Here is a 14,748-nt window from a genome sequence, read left to right as displayed (position 1 = left end):
CCGATGCGAATCGGGCCATTCCTCTCCTGGCGAATCGGGTCGGTTCAATGCACTCCGCTCGCCGGGATTCACCGTAAGTGCATCTGAAGTCTTTGGAGTGACCCGTGGCTGCCAACTGCGACGTCTGCGGCAAGGGGCCGGGCTTCGGCAAGAGCGTTTCCCACTCGCACCGCCGTACCAACCGTCGTTGGAACCCCAACATTCAGACGGTCCGCGCGGTCATCGGGCGCACGCCGAAGCGGCTCAACGTCTGCACCTCGTGCATCAAGGCCGGCAAGGTCTCGCGCTGACGTCCTAGTCGTAGCGCAGCCCGAGCCGGTTGCCTGAAAGCCGGTCCACCTCGGTGGACCGGCTTTTTGCCGTGTCCGGAGCCGGTGCCCCGGGCGACGTGTCCGGAGCTGGTGCCCCGGGCGGTGGGCACCGGGCGTCTCAGCCCCGCATCCGCCACCCGTGGTCCACCGGTCCGATCCCCGCGCCCAGGCGGAAGCCGCCCTCGATGGCGCCGGTGACGTACTCCTTGGCCGCCGCCACGGCCTCCGGGACCGTGTCCCCGAGGGCGAGCCGGGCGGCGACGGCGCTGGCGAGCGTGCAGCCGGTGCCGTGGGTGTGCCGGTTGTCGTGCCGTGGCGCGCGCAGCCAGTGCTCCTCGGTGCCGTCGGTGAGCAGGTCGACGGCGTCGCCTTCCAGGTGCCCGCCTTTGATCAGCGCCCAGCGCGGTCCGAAGCCGAGGACCGCGGCGGCGGCGCGCGGCAGGTCGGCCTCCTCCCGTACCCGTACGCCGGTGAGCTGGGCGACCTCGTCGAGGTTGGGGGTGGCGAGGGTGGCCGTGGGCAGCAGCGCGGTGCGGACCGCGTCCAGCGCGGAGGCGGCCAGCAGCGCGTCGCCGTGCTTGGAGACGCCGACCGGGTCGACGACGACCGGTGCGGACACCCCGGCGAGCAGTCCGGCGACGGTTTCGACCAGTTCCGGTGAGGAGAGCATCCCGGTCTTGACGGCCTGGACGCCGATGTCGTCGACGACGCTGCGGAACTGGGCCCGTACGGCTTCGGCGGGCAGCTCCCACGCGCCCTGCACGCCCAGTGAATTCTGCGCGGTGACGGCGGTCAGCACGCTCATGCCGTGCGTGCCGAGTGCCAGCATCGTCTTCAGGTCGGCCTGGATGCCCGCGCCGCCGCCGGAGTCGGACCCGGCGACGGTCAGGACGCGTGGAGGTGTGCGCATACCGGCGAATCTACCGGGGCCCTGCGCGGGGCCTTCCCGCGGTCCCTCAGGCGCGGAACCGGCGTGCGACCGCTAAGGCGCACCCGGCCCGCGCTCCTCAGGCGGGTATCCGTCCAGCGGTCGCTCAGGCGCCGGCCGGATCGTCGTCCTGGTCCGCGCCGAAGTGGTCCCAGCCCGCGTTGGCCCACGGCGCCCCGTCCACCGTCACCTGCGGCAGCGCCGACGGGTTCAGCACCTCGCCGATCACCTTCCAGCGGGCGGGCAGCTTCACGTCCGGGGGGAACGTCGCCACGATGGCGTGGTCCTCGCCCCCGTTGAGCACCCACTGCATCGGGTCCACGCCGACCGCCGTGCCGATGTCGGACATCTGCGAGGGGATGTCGATCTGGCCCGAGCGCAGGTCGATACGGACCTTGCTGGCCTCGGCGATGTGGCCCAGGTCGGCGACCAGGCCGTCGCTGACGTCCGTCATGGCGGTGGCGCCGAGACCGGCCGCCGCGGGGCCCGCGTGGTACGGGGGTTCGGGGCGGCGGTGCGCCTCCACGAAGGCGCGCGGGGAGCGGAAGCCGCGGGTGAGGACCGCGTAGCCGGCCGCCGACCAGCCGAGCCAGCCGGTGACGGCGACGACGTCGCCGGGCTGGGCACCGGATCGGGTGACGGGTTCCTGGTTGCGCAGGTCACCCAGTGCGGTGATCGCGACGGTGATCGTGTCGCCGCGTACGACGTCGCCGCCGACCACGGCGGCGCCCGCCACCTGGCACTCGTCGCGCAGCCCGTCCATCAGCTCGGTCACCCAGGTCGCGGGCAGTTCGGCGGGCACGACCAGGCCGAGCAGGATGGCGGTGGGCACCGCGCCCATGGCGGCGATGTCGGCCAGGTTCTGGGCGGCGGCCTTGCGGCCCACGTCGTAGGCGGTGGACCAGTCGCGGCGGAAGTGCCGCCCTTCGAGGAGTACGTCGGTGCTGGCCACGACCCTGCGGTCGGGCGCGGTGACCACCGCGGCGTCGTCGCCCGGACCGATCCGTACGGCCGGGGTGGCGGTGAGCCGGGAGGTCAGCTCCCTGATCAGGCCGAACTCTCCCAGCTCGCCCACGGTGCCCTTCATGCTGCTGCCCTTCCGATGCGTACGGACGTTCCGTACTGCGCTGCCGATCCGTACTGCGCCACCGCGTGGCCGGCCCCCGGCCCCCCTGGGCGGCCGGTCCCCGCGCCGCGCGCCGCGTTCCCCGCGCGGGTCTCCCCGGCGCGCGCACCGACGCGGTACCGTGGCGTCCCTTCTTCCCACATGATCCTCGAAGCTGCCCTGGAGGTCCCGTGGTACAGGCGTACATCCTGATCCAGACCGAGGTGGGCAAGGCGTCGGCCGTAGCGGAAGTGATCGCCAAGATTCCCGGCGTGATCCAGGCCGAGGACGTCACCGGCCCGTACGACGTCATCGTGCGGGCCCAGGCCGACACGGTCGACGAACTCGGCCGCATGGTGGTCGCCAAGGTCCAGCAGGTGGACGGCATCACCCGCACCCTGACCTGCCCGGTGGTCCATCTCTAGCTCCCCCGTATGCTCGGCCGGGTGATCTCCTCGTCGCGCCGGCTGCTGACTCCGGCCCTGCTCACCGTGGCGTTCGCCGCGGTGGGCTGCTCGTCCTCGGTCCCCGTCGCCGCCCCCTCGCCCACGGGCGAATCCGCGCGGCAGTGCCGGGCGCTCCAGAAGGAGTTGCCGCGGACCGTGGACGGGCTGGAGCGGGCCACCGCCGATCCGGTCTCGGACTTCACCGCCGTCTGGGGCGATCCCGCCGTCCGGCTGCGCTGCGGGGTACGCAAGCCCGTCGTGCTGACGCCTGGGAGTGAACATTACAACCCTGGTGCGGACGCGGCGGAAGTCAACGGTGTCGAGTGGCTCTTCGAGAAGCAGGACGACGGGTACCGCTTCACGACCGTACTGCGCAAGACGTACGTCGAGGTGAGTGTGCCGGGGAAGTACACCCCGGAGGTCGATGTGCTCACCGACCTCGCGGACGCCGTCAGGAAGACGGTGCCGGCCGGGGTCTGAGGACGCCGGCCGGCCGCTTCAGCGCAGGCCCGTGGAGCGCCGCAGCGCGGCCTGGACCAGCTGGTCGATCAGCTCCGGGTAGCTGACGCCGCTCTCCTGCCACATCCGCGGGTACATCGAGATGGGGGTGAAGCCGGGCATCGTGTTGATCTCGTTGATGACGAACTCGCCGTTCTCCTGCAGGAAGAAGTCGGCGCGCACCAGTCCCTCGCACGAGGCCGCCTCGAAGGCCGCCACGGCCAGCTCCTGGACGCGCGCGGTCTGCTCGTCGGTGAGCGGCGCGGGCACCAGGCCGGCGGCCGAGTCGATGTACTTGGCCTCGAAGTCGTAGAAGGAGTGGTCGGAAACCGGCGGGATCTCGGCTGGGACGCTGGCGCGCGGGCCGTCCTCGAACTCCAGGACGCCGCACTCGATCTCCCGGCCGCTCAGCAGCGACTCCACGATGATCTTGGGGTCGTGGCGGCGGGCCTCCTCGACGGCCGCGTCCAGGCCGGAGACGTCGTCCACCTTGGTGATGCCCATGGAGGAGCCGGCGCGGGCGGGCTTCACGAACAGCGGCCAGCCGTGTTCCCCGGCGAAGTCCACGATCTTCTTGCGGGCCGCCGCGGGGTCCTGCTCCCACTCGCGGGGGCGGATGACCTCGTACGGGCCGACCGGCAGCCCGAAGGAGGTGAACACCCGCTTCATGTAGTCCTTGTCCTGGCCGACGGCCGAGGCGAGCACCCCGGAGCCGACGTAGGGCACGCCGGACAGTTCCAGGAGACCCTGGAGGGTGCCGTCCTCACCGTACGGGCCGTGCAGCACGGGGAAGACGACGTCGACCTCGCCGAGCACCTTGGGCGCCGTGCCCGGCTCGCTGTAGACGACCTCGCGGCTGGTCGGGTCCACCGGCAGGATGACGGCGCCGTCGGCCGACTCGCTCAGCTCCGCCACGCTCGGCAGCTGCCGGTCCGCGATGGCCATCCGCTCCGGGGCGTCGGCGGTCAGCGCCCACCGGCCGTCGGCCGTGATGCCGATGGGCAGCACGTCGTACTTCTCGCGGTCGATGGCGGCCAGCACGGCGCCCGCGGTGACCACGGAGATGGCGTGCTCGGAGCTGCGCCCGCCGAACACGACGGCGACGCGGGGCTTCTGGGGAGGGGTCTCGCTGCTCATATCGCGTTGAGCGTACCTGCTGCCCCAGGAGGAGTCAGTGCCGCGGCCCCGGGAGTCGGCGCGGGCGCTCAGTGCCGCTCGGGCTTGGCGCTGCGCGACATCAGTTCCTTGAGGGCCACCAGCGGCGGCTTGCCCTCGTGGACGATGTCCACGACCGTCTCGGTGATCGGCATGTCGACGCCGTGCCGCCGGGCGAGATCCAGTACCGACTCGCAGGACTTGACGCCCTCCGCGGTCTGCTTGGTGACCGCGATGGTCTCCGCCAGCGTCATGCCGCGGCCGAGGTTGGCGCCGAAGGTGTTGTTGCGGGAGAGCGGCGAGGAGCAGGTGGCGACCAGGTCGCCCATCCCGGCGAGGCCGGCGAAGGTGTGCGCGTCGGCGCCCATCGCCAGGCCCAGGCGGGTGGTTTCGGCGAGGCCGCGGGTGATCAGGGAGGCCTTGGCGTTGTCGCCCAGGCCCATGCCGCCGGCCATGCCGACCGCCAGCGCGATGACGTTCTTGACCGCGCCGCCCAGCTCCGCGCCGACCACGTCGGTGTTGGTGTACGGGCGGAAGTAAGGGGTGTGGCAGGCGGCCTGGAGGCGCCGGGCGACGGTCTCGTCCGCGCAGGCGACGACCGCGGCGGCGGGCTGCCGGGCGGCGATCTCCTTGGCGAGGTTGGGGCCGGTCAGCACCGCGACCCGCTCGGCCGGGGCCTTGGCGACCTCCTCGACGACCTCGCTCATCCGCTTGGCGGTGCCCAGTTCGACGCCCTTCATCAGGGAGACCAGGACGGTGTCGGCGGGCAGCAGCGGCGCCCAGGCGGTGAGGTTGTCGCGCAGTGTCTGCGAGGGGATGGCCAGGACGGTGAAATCGGCGCCGTGCGCGGCCTCGGCGGGGTCGGTGGTGGCCCGTACGGACTCCGGCAGCTCCGCGTCCGGCAGGTAGTCGGGGTTGGTCCGGCCGGTGTTGATGGCGTCGACCAGGCCCGCTCTGCGGCCCCACATCGTCACCTCGCAGCCCGCGTCACCGAGCACCATCGCGAATGCGGTACCCCAGGACCCCGTGCCGTAGACGGCGCAGCGCGTCACTTGCCTTCATCCTCCTGTGTCTTCGGTGCCTGGTCGTCCAGTTTCACGCCCTGCTCGTCCAGTTTCCGGGCCCGCTCGGCGGCCTGCTGTTCCCGGCGGGCCCGGCTGCGCCGGACGGCGTCCTTGCGGTGGTCGTACGGCTCGGCGGGCACCGGTTCGTCCCGCACCTCGGCGAGGATCGCGGTGACGGCGGCCATGACCTTGTCGGTCACCGCGCGCAGCACCTCGGCGGTCGGCTCCTTGCCGTAGAACTCGCTCAGGTCGACCGGCGGCCCCGCCTGGACCCGCAGGGTCTTGCGCGGCAGGAGCCGCAGCTTCTTCTCCTTGGCGTAGGGCGGCATCACCTCGTTGGCGCCCCACTGCGCCACCGGGATGACCGGTGCCTTGGTGAGCAACGCCACGCGGGCGGCTCCGGTCTTGCCCTGCATGGGCCACATGTCGGGGTCGCGGGTGAGGGTGCCCTCGGGGTAGAAGGCGACGCATTCGCCCTTGTTGATGGCGGCCACGGCGGCGCGGAAGGCCACCGCGGCGTCGGCGGATTCCCGGTAGACCGGGATCTGGCCGGTGCCGCGCATCATCAGGCCGACGAAGCCGCCCTTGAAGAGCCCCGACTTGGCGAGGAATCGCGGGACCCGCCCGGTGTTGTACTGGTAGTGCGCATACGACAGCGGGTCCAGATACGAGTTGTGGTTGACCGCGGTGATAAATCCGCCGTCGGCGGGAATGTGCTCCATTCCCTTCCAGTCCCGCTTGAACAGAACCAGGAGCGGCGGTTTGCAGATGACCGCGGCCAAGCGGTACCAGAAGCCGATTCTGCGGCGGGACACTGGGACACCCTCCTTGTGGGATCTGCTGAGCTGCTGCGACCCGGCAGCCGCACAAGTGTCGCCCCAGGTACCCGCTATGTCGAGAACACCGTAACCCCGTCGCTCACGGTCGGCGGTGACGGCAGGTGAGAATGGGGGCGATGCGAAGAGACGGATCGGACACGGGCTGGAGCCTGGTCGTGCCGCTGAAACCCCTGGTACGGGCGAAGAGCAGGCTGTCCCGGGCGGCGGGGGAACAGCTTCGGCCCCAGTTGGCACTGGCGTTCGCGCTGGATACCGTGACGGCCGCGCTGGCCTGCGAAGACGTCCTGGATGTGGCGGTTGTCACGGACGATCCGGTCGCCGGGGAGCGGCTGGCGGCCCTCGGAGCGCGCGTCGTCGCGGACGTGCCGGGCCGTGGTCTGAACGCGGCGCTGGCGTACGGGGCGGCCATGGTGCGGCAGCGGCGCGCCGCCGCGGCGGTGGCGGCGCTGAACGCGGATCTCCCGGCGTTGCGCCCCGCGGAACTGCGAGCGGTGCTGTCGGCGGCCACCGCATTTCCCCGGGCTTTTCTCGCGGATGCGGCGGAAATCGGGACGACGCTGCTGTGTGCGGCTCCGGGAGTGGAATTGGCACCCGCTTTCGGGGGGCCGTCCCGGGCGCGTCACCGTGAATCGGGGGCGCGCGAGATCCTGCTGCCGGGCATCGAATCCGTCCGCCGGGACGTGGACACCGGTGAGGACCTGCTGGCCGCGCTGGCACTGGGTGTGGGGCGGTACACCGCCCGCTGTGTGCCGCGGATACGGGCCCGCGCGGCGGGGGAAGGCGTCAGAACGTCTGGAGGGTGACGAGCACGATGCGGCGCCCGTCCGTCTCCTTGCCGGTGCCGGCCTCGCCCTCGACGTCGATACGGACCCGCTGGCCGGGGCGCAGCAGCCGCAGGCCGCCCGCGTCGAAGGCGGCCGTGCCGAAGGGCAGCGGCGTGCCGTCGTCGAGCAGCACGCTGCCGGAACGGGTCTGGGCGTCGTAGGTGTACGCGGTGGCCTGCATGGCCACCAGCCTAGACGGCACACGGCGTCCGGGCCGCTCCGCACCCGGGTGAGCGGCGCGGGACACACCGCGGGCCGGGCTCCCCGAGGGGAGTCCGGCCCGACGCGTGGCGTCGCCGCTGCTGAATTACCGCTTGCGGGCGGTGGTCTTCTTGGCGGTGGTCTTGCGGGCCGTGGTCTTCTTGGCCGGGGCCTTCTTGGCCGTCGCCTTGGTCGCGGGCGCGGTCTTCTTGGCCGTCGCCTTCTTGGCGGTGGCGGTGGCCTTCTTGGCCGGGGTGGCCTTCTTGGCGGCGGTGGCCGTGGTCTTCTTGGCGGCCGCCTTCTTGGCCGTGGCGGTGGCCTTCTTGGCCGGGGTGGCCTTCTTGGCGGCGGTGGCCGTCGCCTTCTTCGCCGTGGCGGTGGTCTTCTTCGCCGGGGTGGCCTTCTTGGCGGCGGTGGCCGTCGCCTTCTTCGCCGTGGTCTTCTTGGCGGTGGCCTTCTTGGTGGCGGCCTTGGCCGTCGTACGGGTGGAAGAACCGCCCGAGAGGCTGCCCTTGGGTGCCTTCTTCACGGCCACGTCGTTCTTCGGGAGCTTCTTCGAGCCGCTGACCAGGTCCTTGAAGCCCTGACCCGCGCGGAAACGCGGCACCGAGGTCTTCTTGACCCGTACCCGCTCACCCGTCTGCGGGTTGCGGGCGTAGCGGGCCGGACGGTCCACCTTCTCGAACGAACCGAATCCGGTGACCGATACGCGGTCGCCGGAGACAACTGCACGGACGACTGCGTCCAGTACCGCGTCCACCGCGTCCGCGGCGTTCTGACGGCCGCCGAGCTTGTCGGCAATGGCTTCTACGAGCTGCGCCTTGTTCACGTCTTCCCCTTCGGAGACATTGCTGGAACGAAAGTGTTCAAGCCTTTTCGCACGTTAGGCAGATATATACCGCAAATCAAACACGAAACGGGCTAATCACCCTTGTGCCGCAACGAACTCGACCTTCACGGAGTTCCGTCGGCGTGCACGTCTACGGGAAAGCGACCCTCGTCGAGGTCGTTCATGAACCACTCCAGACGCCTTGCCGCGTCCGCCAGATCGTGTTTCGCCGCCGCCGTGATGACGAGCAGCTTCCGGGTCAGCGCCATGCGTACGCCCTCCGGGACTTGCAGTGTCCGCACTCGTGTGTGTGCGTCCTTGAGTCGGTCGGCGACAAGACCGTAGAGCTCGAGTTGGTCGTCGCGTTCCATGCGCTAATTGTGCCATCTGCGGCGAGTTGTCGCTTCACGGGGCCTCAACGGCTGCCTTCACACGCCGATGCGCCCCCTGCCAACTAGCAAGGGGCGCATCGTACGCAATAAGGCTTTGAGCCAAAAAACCCGAGGTCAGACTACTACCGTACGCGGCTTGAACGACGGCCTGTTCGCCTCGTACCCGGCGATGGCCTCCTCCTCCCGAAGAGTGAGGCTGATGTCGTCCAGTCCCTCCAGCAGCCGCCAACGTGCGTTCTCGTCCAGCTCGAATCCTGCGGTGATGCCCGGTGCCCGGACCTGCCGGCCGACCAGGTCGACGGTGACCTCCGCCGCCGGGTCCGCCTCGGCGAGCTGCTGCAGCGCCTCGACGGTCTCCTGCGGCAGCACGACGGTCAGCAGTCCGTTCTTCAGCGAGTTGCCCCGGAAGATGTCGGCGAAACGCGAGGAGATGACGGCTTTGAAGCCGAAGTTCTGCAGGGCCCACACCGCGTGCTCGCGCGAGGAGCCGGTGCCGAAGTCGGGTCCGGCCACCAGGACGGTCGCCCCCCGGTGGACGTCCTGGTTCAGGACGAACCCCGGATCCTTGCGCCAGGCCTCGAAGAGCCCGTCCTCGAAGCCGTCGCGGGTGACCTTCTTGAGCCAGTGGGCCGGGATGATCTGGTCGGTGTCGACATTGCTGCGGCGCAGCGGCACGGCCCGGCCGGTGTGCGTGATGAAGGCTTCCATGGTGGTTCAGACTCCCGCGGGCGTGCGTACGTCGGTGTCGGCGCCGGACAGGTCGGCCGGCGATGCCAGATGGCCGAGAACCGCCGTTGCGGCGGCAACCTGGGGCGAGACCAGGTGGGTGCGGCCGCCCTTGCCCTGCCGTCCCTCGAAATTGCGGTTGGAGGTGGACGCGGAGCGCTCGCCGGGCGCCAGCTGGTCCGGGTTCATGCCCAGGCACATCGAGCAGCCGGCGTGCCGCCACTCGGCGCCGGCCTGGGTGAAGACCTTGTCGAGGCCCTCCGCGACCGCCTGGAGGGAGACCCGCACGGAGCCCGGTACGACGAGCATCCGGACGTTTTCGGCGACCCGGCGGCCCCGTACGACCTCGGCCGCGGAGCGCAGATCCTCGATCCGCCCGTTGGTGCACGAACCTACGAAGACGGTGTCCACACGGATGTCGCGCAGTGGCTGACCCGCCGTCAACCCCATGTATTCCAGGGCCTTTTCGGCGGCGAAGCGCTCCGATGCGTCTTCGTACGAAGCGGGGTCGGGGACGGCCGCCGAAAGCGGTGCGCCCTGGCCCGGATTGGTGCCCCAGGTGACGAACGGGGCCAGCTCGGAGGCGTCGACGACGACCTCGTGGTCGAAGACCGCGTCGTCGTCGGTGCGCAGGGTCTTCCAGTACGCGACGGCGGCGTCCCAGTCGGCCCCCTGGGGGGCGTGGTCGCGGCCCTGGAGGTAGGCGAAGGTGGTCGCGTCGGGGGCGATCATGCCCGCTCGGGCCCCCGCCTCGATGGACATGTTGCAGATGGTCATCCGGGACTCCATCGAGAGCTTCTCGATGGCCGGGCCGCGGTACTCGATGACGTAGCCCTGGCCGCCGCCGGTGCCGATCCGGGCGATGACGGCGAGGATCAGGTCCTTGGCGGTGACGCCGTCGGGCAGCTCGCCCTCGACGGTGACGGCCATGGTCCGGAAGGGCGCCATCGGCAGCGTCTGGGTGGCCAGCACGTGTTCGACCTGGCTGGTGCCGATGCCGAAGGCCAGCGCGCCGAAGGCGCCGTGGGTGGAGGTGTGGCTGTCGCCGCAGACCACGGTGGTGCCCGGCTGGGTCAGTCCCAACTGCGGTCCCACTACGTGGACGACTCCCTGCTCGACGTCGCCCAGCGGGTGCAGCCGGACGCCGAACTCCGCGCAGTTCTTGCGCAGGGTCTCCAGCTGGGTGCGGGAGACGGGGTCGGCGATGGGCTTGTCGATGTCGAGGGTGGGGGTGTTGTGGTCCTCGGTGGCGATGGTGAGGTCGGTCCGCCGCACCTGCCGGCCGGCCTTGCGCAGGCCGTCGAACGCCTGCGGGCTGGTCACCTCGTGCAGCAGGTGCAGGTCGATGAAGAGGAGGTCGGGCTCGCCTTCCGCGCGCCGGACGACGTGGTCGTCCCAGACCTTCTCCGCGAGTGTCCGTCCCATCGCTTTCCCTCCGGCCGGCCGCACTGCCGGCCCAACTCGACTGTGTGCGCAGCGTCCGCCCCCCGGTTCCGGACGTCCTGCCGGGCCCTGGTCGGGGGCCGTCACTACAGATTGGCGGCTTCCTCGGAAAATTGAACTTGCGTTTCACACTGTGAGACGCGAGTATCGTTGCATGGACAACTCTAGCGGCGTCGGCGTTCTCGACAAGGCAGCTCTGGTACTGAGCGCTCTGGAGTCCGGTCCGGCCACCCTCGCCGGGCTGGTCACGGCGACCGGGCTCGCACGACCCACGGCACACCGGCTGGCCGTGGCACTGGAACACCACCGGATGGTGGCGAGGGACATGCAGGGCCGGTTCATCCTCGGCCCGCGGCTGTCGGAACTGGCCGCGGCGGCCGGCGAGGACCGCCTGCTGGCCACGGCCGGACCGGTGCTCACCCACCTGCGCGACGTGACCGGCGAGAGCGCGCAGCTCTACCGGCGTCAGGGCGACATGCGGATCTGCGTGGCCGCGGCGGAACGGCTGTCCGGACTGCGGGACACCGTCCCGGTCGGCTCCACGCTCCCCATGAAGGCCGGCTCGGCCGCCCAGATCCTGATGGCCTGGGAGGAGCCGGAGCGGCTGCACCGCGGCCTCCAGGGCGCGCGCTTCACCGCCACCGCGCTGTCCGGCGTACGGCGCCGGGGCTGGGCCCAGTCGATCGGCGAGCGGGAGCCGGGCGTGGCGTCGGTCTCCGCCCCCGTACGCGGCCCCTCGAACCGCGTGGTCGCCGCCGTCTCGGTCTCCGGACCGATCGAGCGGCTGACCCGCCACCCGGGCCGGATGCACGCCCAGGCGGTCATCGACGCGGCCGCCCGGCTCAGCGAGGCACTGCGCCGTACGGGCTGACCTGCTGACCTGCTGACCTGCTGAAACGAACGACCGGCCGGTGCGGCGGCCGACGCCCGCACCGGCCGGTCGGCCGTACCGCCTACGCCGCGTTCTGCGCCGCGCTCACGGGCACGTCCCGCTCGGCGCCGCGCCGGCCGAGCGCGACGACGCCGTGCGCGGCACCGAGCCCGGTGGGCGGCATACAGTTGTACAGCGTCGTGTACGCACCGGCCGGGACGACGTACGTCTCGTGCCAGATCCCGACACTTCCCTTGCCGTCCCGCGCGCGGCGGTTGAACGCCGCCCACGCGGGGCGGTGCTCCTTGTCCGGGTCCGACGCGTAGGCGTACAACTTCTCCCGCGACTCCCAGTATTGGACGACGGTGAAGACGCGCGGCCCACCGTTCACCAGCTGGAAGCCGAGCAGCCCCGCGCCCGGCTCACGCGCCAGCTCTTTGAGCATCCGCGGCATCGCGCGCGCCACCGGCAGCCAACTGCGCACCGCCCGGAGCCGGTTGATGCGCATCCCGATCATGAAGACGACCACTTCCCCGTCGGCGTCCGCCGCCATGCGCCCCTGCACGACCCTGTCCCCCATGACGATCCCCTGCCTCCCGAATCTTGGATAGCGTCACTATCCATACGAGCCATGCTTGGATAGTGGCACTCTCCAAAGAAGGGCGCAAGCGGGATGCGACTGGCGGAACTGAGCGGACGCAGCGGGGTACCCACCGCCACGATCAAGTACTACCTCCGGGAGCGGCTGCTCCCGCCCGGCGAGCGGGTCACCACCACGACCGCCGAATACAGTGACGCCCACCTGCGCCGGCTGCGCCTGGTGCGGGCGCTGGTCCAGGTCGGGAAGATGCCGGTGGCCACCGCGCGCGAGGTGCTGGCCGCGGTCGAGGACGAGTCGCTGGATCACCACATGCGCCTCGGAGCGGCCGTGTGGGCCCTGCCGCACGGCCCCGCACCCGCGGAGGAGACCCCGGAGGCCGCCGCCGCACGCCGGACAGCGGACGAACTTCTCCACCGCCTGGGCTGGCGGTACGGAGCGGAGCAGGGCGCCGCCTCCCCCGCGTACGGGATGCTGGTGAACGCCCTGGCCGCACTCGCCCGGCTCGGCTACCCGCACACCGTCGAGGACGTGCTGCCGTACGGCCGGATCGCCGGTGAACTGGCCGTCGCCGACCTGGATTTGGTGGAGGAGTACGAGACGCCCGCCGAGCAGGTGGAGGCCGCGGTGGCGCTGACCGTACTGCTCGAACCGGTACTGCTGAGCCTGCGGCGGCTCGCGGAGACGGAGGAATCCCACCGCCGCTTCAGGGGCGACGCCTGATTCCCGGCCCGCGGGGGACACCCGTCCCCTTCATACAAAAAAGCCCTTCCCTGACCGGGAAGGGCCTCTTCATTGCGTACCCCCGACCGGATTCGAACCGGCGCTACCGCCTTGAGAGGGCGGCGTGCTAGGCCGCTACACAACGGGGGCTAGCTTGCAGAACCACAGTCTGACCTGCGGTTTCGCGCTGGGCTACCAGGACTCGAACCTAGACTAAATGAACCAGAATCACTCGTGCTGCCAATTACACCATAGCCCATGGTGGTTTAGACCAGTACCCCCGACCGGATTCGAACCGGCGCTACCGCCTTGAGAGGGCGGCGTGCTAGGCCGCTACACAACGGGGGCCCTAGCGATCCTTGCGTCGTCGCATCCGGGAGCGACCCGGAGGTGACGGTGAGAAAGGATCTGTACCCCCGACCGGATTCGAACCGGCGCTACCGCCTTGAGAGGGCGGCGTGCTAGGCCGCTACACAACGGGGGCCTGGTACTGCATGATCAAGAGACCTTCGGAAGATCTCTTGCTGGGCTACCAGGACTCGAACCTAGACTAACTGAACCAGAATCAGTCGTGCTGCCAATTACACCATAGCCCACCGTGACGCAACCCCCTGGGGGAGTTTTGTTCGGCTTGCGCTTCCCGGCCCGGCCTTTCGGCCCTCTCGGGCGGCGCAGAAAGAACATTACCCGAAGGTGGACGACGCTCCAAAACCGATAAGGCCGCGCACCAGCCCCGGCAGCTCACCGAGCCCCCCGATCCGCGTCACCCCGTCCGGCACGTCCCCCGCCGTCACCTCCGCCTCCGCGCCGGCCCGGTCCACCCACACGGCACCCAGCCCGGCATCGCGCGCGCCGATCGCGTCCACGTCCAGCTTGTCACCGACGTACACGACACGGTCCGGCTCCAGCCCCAGCGCGTCACAGGCGGCCCGGAACGCCTCCGCCGCCGGCTTGGCGTGCCCCACCTCGTCGGCGCACAACACCACCTCGAAGTGATCGCGTATGCCGAGCGCCCGCAGCTTGCGCTCCTGATTACGGACGGACGAGTTCGACAGCACGCCCTGCCGGGCCAGCGGCGCCAGGTCCGTCAGCGCCTGCTCGGAATCCGGAAACAACGTCCAGGCCGCCTCGTACAGCGCCACATACCGCCCGAACCAGGCATCCGCCTCGTCATCACTCAGCGCCTCCCCCAGGAAGGACCGAGCCCGCTCCCTACGATGCTCCATGAACCCCACCTCCCCCGCGAGGAACCGCGCGAAGGCGGCCTCCATACACTCCCGCCACCGCCCGAGCGCACACTCCGCGTCCGAGTACCCACCAAGCAGCCCTTCGGCCTCGATGTGGCGCAGCGCCCCCACCCGGTCCGAGCCGGTGTAGTCGAAGAGGGTGTCGTCCACGTCCCAGAGGACGGCGTCGATGGTCATGAAACCGACGGTACCGGGGCCGACCGCGCGAGTGCCGAAGTTTTTGCCCTGCCCACGCCAAGGACGAGGCATGCTGAGGCGCGCTCGCGCGCCGAAGGCGACGTGGGGTCCGGCGGCCGGGGTCCGGCCCGCCGGCTCCCCGCGCGTGCTCAGCGGTTACGTACGGGCGACCGCGCCCCGTGCCCTTTGATCGCGGCCAGGAACGCGGCCAGGCCGTCGGGGGTGGTCGCGAGGATCACCTGCGGATCATCGCTCTCCCGCAGACGCGCGGTGCCGTCGGGCGCAGCGGCGATGTTCACGCAGTTCACGCCCTCGTTGCTGTACGAGGACTTCTGCCACTGATAGTCGTGCATCGTCAATGCCTCACAGGC

General features: G+C 70.7%; 19 protein-coding genes and 5 tRNA genes. 6 read left to right on the top strand and 18 right to left on the bottom strand.

Annotated features, from left to right (window positions below; translation table 11 throughout):
• Nucleotides 1–104: 104 nt before the first annotated feature.
• Nucleotides 105–290, top strand: a complete 186-nt coding sequence (gene rpmB, locus A6A06_RS09820; RefSeq protein ID WP_003984695.1) for a 50S ribosomal protein L28 — start codon at nt 105–107, stop codon at nt 288–290.
• Nucleotides 291–429: 139 nt separating this feature from the next.
• Here the strand turns inward: rpmB and thiD are convergent, their stop codons facing one another.
• Complete coding sequence (gene thiD / locus A6A06_RS09815; RefSeq protein ID WP_073760820.1) at nt 430–1,221, bottom strand: bifunctional hydroxymethylpyrimidine kinase/phosphomethylpyrimidine kinase; 792 nt, start codon at nt 1,219–1,221, stop codon at nt 430–432.
• A gap of 124 nt (nt 1,222–1,345) precedes the next feature.
• Nucleotides 1,346–2,326 (bottom strand): thiamine-phosphate kinase, encoded by a 981-nt coding sequence (locus A6A06_RS09810; protein ID WP_073760819.1) that lies wholly within the window; start codon nt 2,324–2,326, stop codon nt 1,346–1,348.
• A 209-nt stretch (nt 2,327–2,535) separates the two neighbouring features.
• Here A6A06_RS09810 and A6A06_RS09805 point away from each other — a divergent pair, with 209 nt between their 5' ends.
• Both A6A06_RS09805 and A6A06_RS09800 read left to right on the top strand, forming a co-directional pair.
• The gene (locus tag A6A06_RS09805; protein ID WP_030018372.1) at nt 2,536–2,769 is read left to right on the top strand and encodes an Lrp/AsnC family transcriptional regulator; all 234 of its coding nucleotides are present in this window, start codon (nt 2,536–2,538) and stop codon (nt 2,767–2,769) included.
• A gap of 9 nt (nt 2,770–2,778) precedes the next feature.
• Entirely contained in the window at nt 2,779–3,270 is a 492-nt protein-coding gene (locus A6A06_RS09800) for a DUF3515 domain-containing protein (RefSeq protein ID WP_073760818.1), read from the top strand.
• Between the two features lie 18 nt (nt 3,271–3,288).
• Here the strand turns inward: A6A06_RS09800 and A6A06_RS09795 are convergent, their stop codons facing one another.
• From A6A06_RS09795 to A6A06_RS09785, 3 genes are all read right to left on the bottom strand, one after another.
• Nucleotides 3,289–4,425: a D-alanine--D-alanine ligase family protein gene (locus A6A06_RS09795; RefSeq protein ID WP_073760817.1), complete on the bottom strand. Its 1,137-nt coding sequence runs from the start codon at nt 4,423–4,425 to the stop codon at nt 3,289–3,291.
• A gap of 68 nt (nt 4,426–4,493) precedes the next feature.
• Nucleotides 4,494–5,495 (bottom strand): NAD(P)H-dependent glycerol-3-phosphate dehydrogenase, encoded by a 1,002-nt coding sequence (locus A6A06_RS09790; protein ID WP_073760816.1) that lies wholly within the window; start codon nt 5,493–5,495, stop codon nt 4,494–4,496.
• Nucleotides 5,492–6,322 carry a lysophospholipid acyltransferase family protein gene (locus A6A06_RS09785; protein ID WP_073760815.1) on the bottom strand — a complete coding sequence of 277 codons (831 nt, stop codon included), beginning with the start codon at nt 6,320–6,322 and terminating at the stop codon, nt 5,492–5,494. Before A6A06_RS09785 ends, A6A06_RS09790 begins: the two co-directional genes overlap by 4 nt.
• A gap of 140 nt (nt 6,323–6,462) precedes the next feature.
• On the opposite strand from A6A06_RS09785, the gene cofC reads away from it, so the two are divergent.
• Nucleotides 6,463–7,149 (top strand): 2-phospho-L-lactate guanylyltransferase, encoded by a 687-nt coding sequence (gene cofC, locus A6A06_RS09780; RefSeq protein ID WP_073760863.1) that lies wholly within the window; start codon nt 6,463–6,465, stop codon nt 7,147–7,149.
• On the opposite strand, the gene A6A06_RS09775 is transcribed toward cofC, so the two are convergent.
• The 5 genes from A6A06_RS09775 to leuC form a co-directional block, all read right to left on the bottom strand.
• Nucleotides 7,130–7,351 (bottom strand): hypothetical protein, encoded by a 222-nt coding sequence (locus tag A6A06_RS09775; protein WP_073760864.1) that lies wholly within the window; start codon nt 7,349–7,351, stop codon nt 7,130–7,132. The genes cofC and A6A06_RS09775 overlap by 20 nt on opposite strands.
• 126 nt (nt 7,352–7,477) lie before the next feature.
• Nucleotides 7,478–8,200, bottom strand: coding sequence for an HU family DNA-binding protein (locus A6A06_RS09770; protein ID WP_073760814.1), 723 nt, complete (start codon nt 8,198–8,200; stop codon nt 7,478–7,480).
• A gap of 125 nt (nt 8,201–8,325) precedes the next feature.
• The gene (locus A6A06_RS09765) at nt 8,326–8,571 is read right to left on the bottom strand and encodes a hypothetical protein (RefSeq protein WP_030018364.1); all 246 of its coding nucleotides are present in this window, start codon (nt 8,569–8,571) and stop codon (nt 8,326–8,328) included.
• A 135-nt stretch (nt 8,572–8,706) separates the two neighbouring features.
• Nucleotides 8,707–9,300 carry a 3-isopropylmalate dehydratase small subunit gene (gene leuD / locus A6A06_RS09760; RefSeq protein WP_073760813.1) on the bottom strand — a complete coding sequence of 198 codons (594 nt, stop codon included), beginning with the start codon at nt 9,298–9,300 and terminating at the stop codon, nt 8,707–8,709.
• 6 nt (nt 9,301–9,306) lie between these two features.
• Nucleotides 9,307–10,743, bottom strand: a complete 1,437-nt coding sequence (gene leuC / locus A6A06_RS09755; protein ID WP_073760812.1) for a 3-isopropylmalate dehydratase large subunit — start codon at nt 10,741–10,743, stop codon at nt 9,307–9,309.
• A gap of 172 nt (nt 10,744–10,915) precedes the next feature.
• Here leuC and ndgR point away from each other — a divergent pair, with 172 nt between their 5' ends.
• Nucleotides 10,916–11,632, top strand: coding sequence for an IclR family transcriptional regulator NdgR (ndgR, locus tag A6A06_RS09750; protein ID WP_003984709.1), 717 nt, complete (start codon nt 10,916–10,918; stop codon nt 11,630–11,632).
• 82 nt (nt 11,633–11,714) lie between these two features.
• On the opposite strand, the gene A6A06_RS09745 is transcribed toward ndgR, so the two are convergent.
• Nucleotides 11,715–12,212 (bottom strand): DUF4188 domain-containing protein, encoded by a 498-nt coding sequence (locus A6A06_RS09745; RefSeq protein WP_199930785.1) that lies wholly within the window; start codon nt 12,210–12,212, stop codon nt 11,715–11,717.
• A gap of 93 nt (nt 12,213–12,305) precedes the next feature.
• Between A6A06_RS09745 and A6A06_RS09740 the strand changes: the two genes are divergently transcribed.
• Nucleotides 12,306–12,953 (top strand): MerR family transcriptional regulator, encoded by a 648-nt coding sequence (locus tag A6A06_RS09740; protein WP_073760811.1) that lies wholly within the window; start codon nt 12,306–12,308, stop codon nt 12,951–12,953.
• A 77-nt stretch (nt 12,954–13,030) separates the two neighbouring features.
• Here A6A06_RS09740 and A6A06_RS09735 read toward each other — a convergent pair.
• The 7 genes from A6A06_RS09735 to A6A06_RS09705 all read right to left on the bottom strand — a co-directional run.
• Nucleotides 13,031–13,103, bottom strand: a tRNA-Glu gene (locus tag A6A06_RS09735).
• A gap of 37 nt (nt 13,104–13,140) precedes the next feature.
• Nucleotides 13,141–13,212: transfer RNA gene (locus tag A6A06_RS09730), tRNA-Gln, on the bottom strand.
• 16 nt (nt 13,213–13,228) lie between these two features.
• Nucleotides 13,229–13,301 (bottom strand) — tRNA-Glu (locus tag A6A06_RS09725).
• Between the two features lie 63 nt (nt 13,302–13,364).
• Nucleotides 13,365–13,437 (bottom strand) — tRNA-Glu (locus A6A06_RS09720).
• Between the two features lie 40 nt (nt 13,438–13,477).
• Nucleotides 13,478–13,549: transfer RNA gene (locus A6A06_RS09715), tRNA-Gln, on the bottom strand.
• Nucleotides 13,550–13,636: 87 nt separating this feature from the next.
• Nucleotides 13,637–14,377 (bottom strand): HAD family hydrolase, encoded by a 741-nt coding sequence (locus A6A06_RS09710; RefSeq protein ID WP_073760810.1) that lies wholly within the window; start codon nt 14,375–14,377, stop codon nt 13,637–13,639.
• Between the two features lie 149 nt (nt 14,378–14,526).
• A partial coding sequence (locus A6A06_RS09705) for a DUF397 domain-containing protein (RefSeq protein ID WP_338015873.1) occupies nt 14,527–14,748 on the bottom strand: 222 nt, incomplete at its 5' end.

Source organism: Streptomyces sp. CB02923 (assembly GCF_001905005.1).
GTDB lineage: Bacteria > Actinomycetota > Actinomycetes > Streptomycetales > Streptomycetaceae > Streptomyces.
The sequence above is the reverse complement of the archived record's forward strand: the minus strand, read 5'-3'. Positions and strand labels throughout refer to the sequence as shown.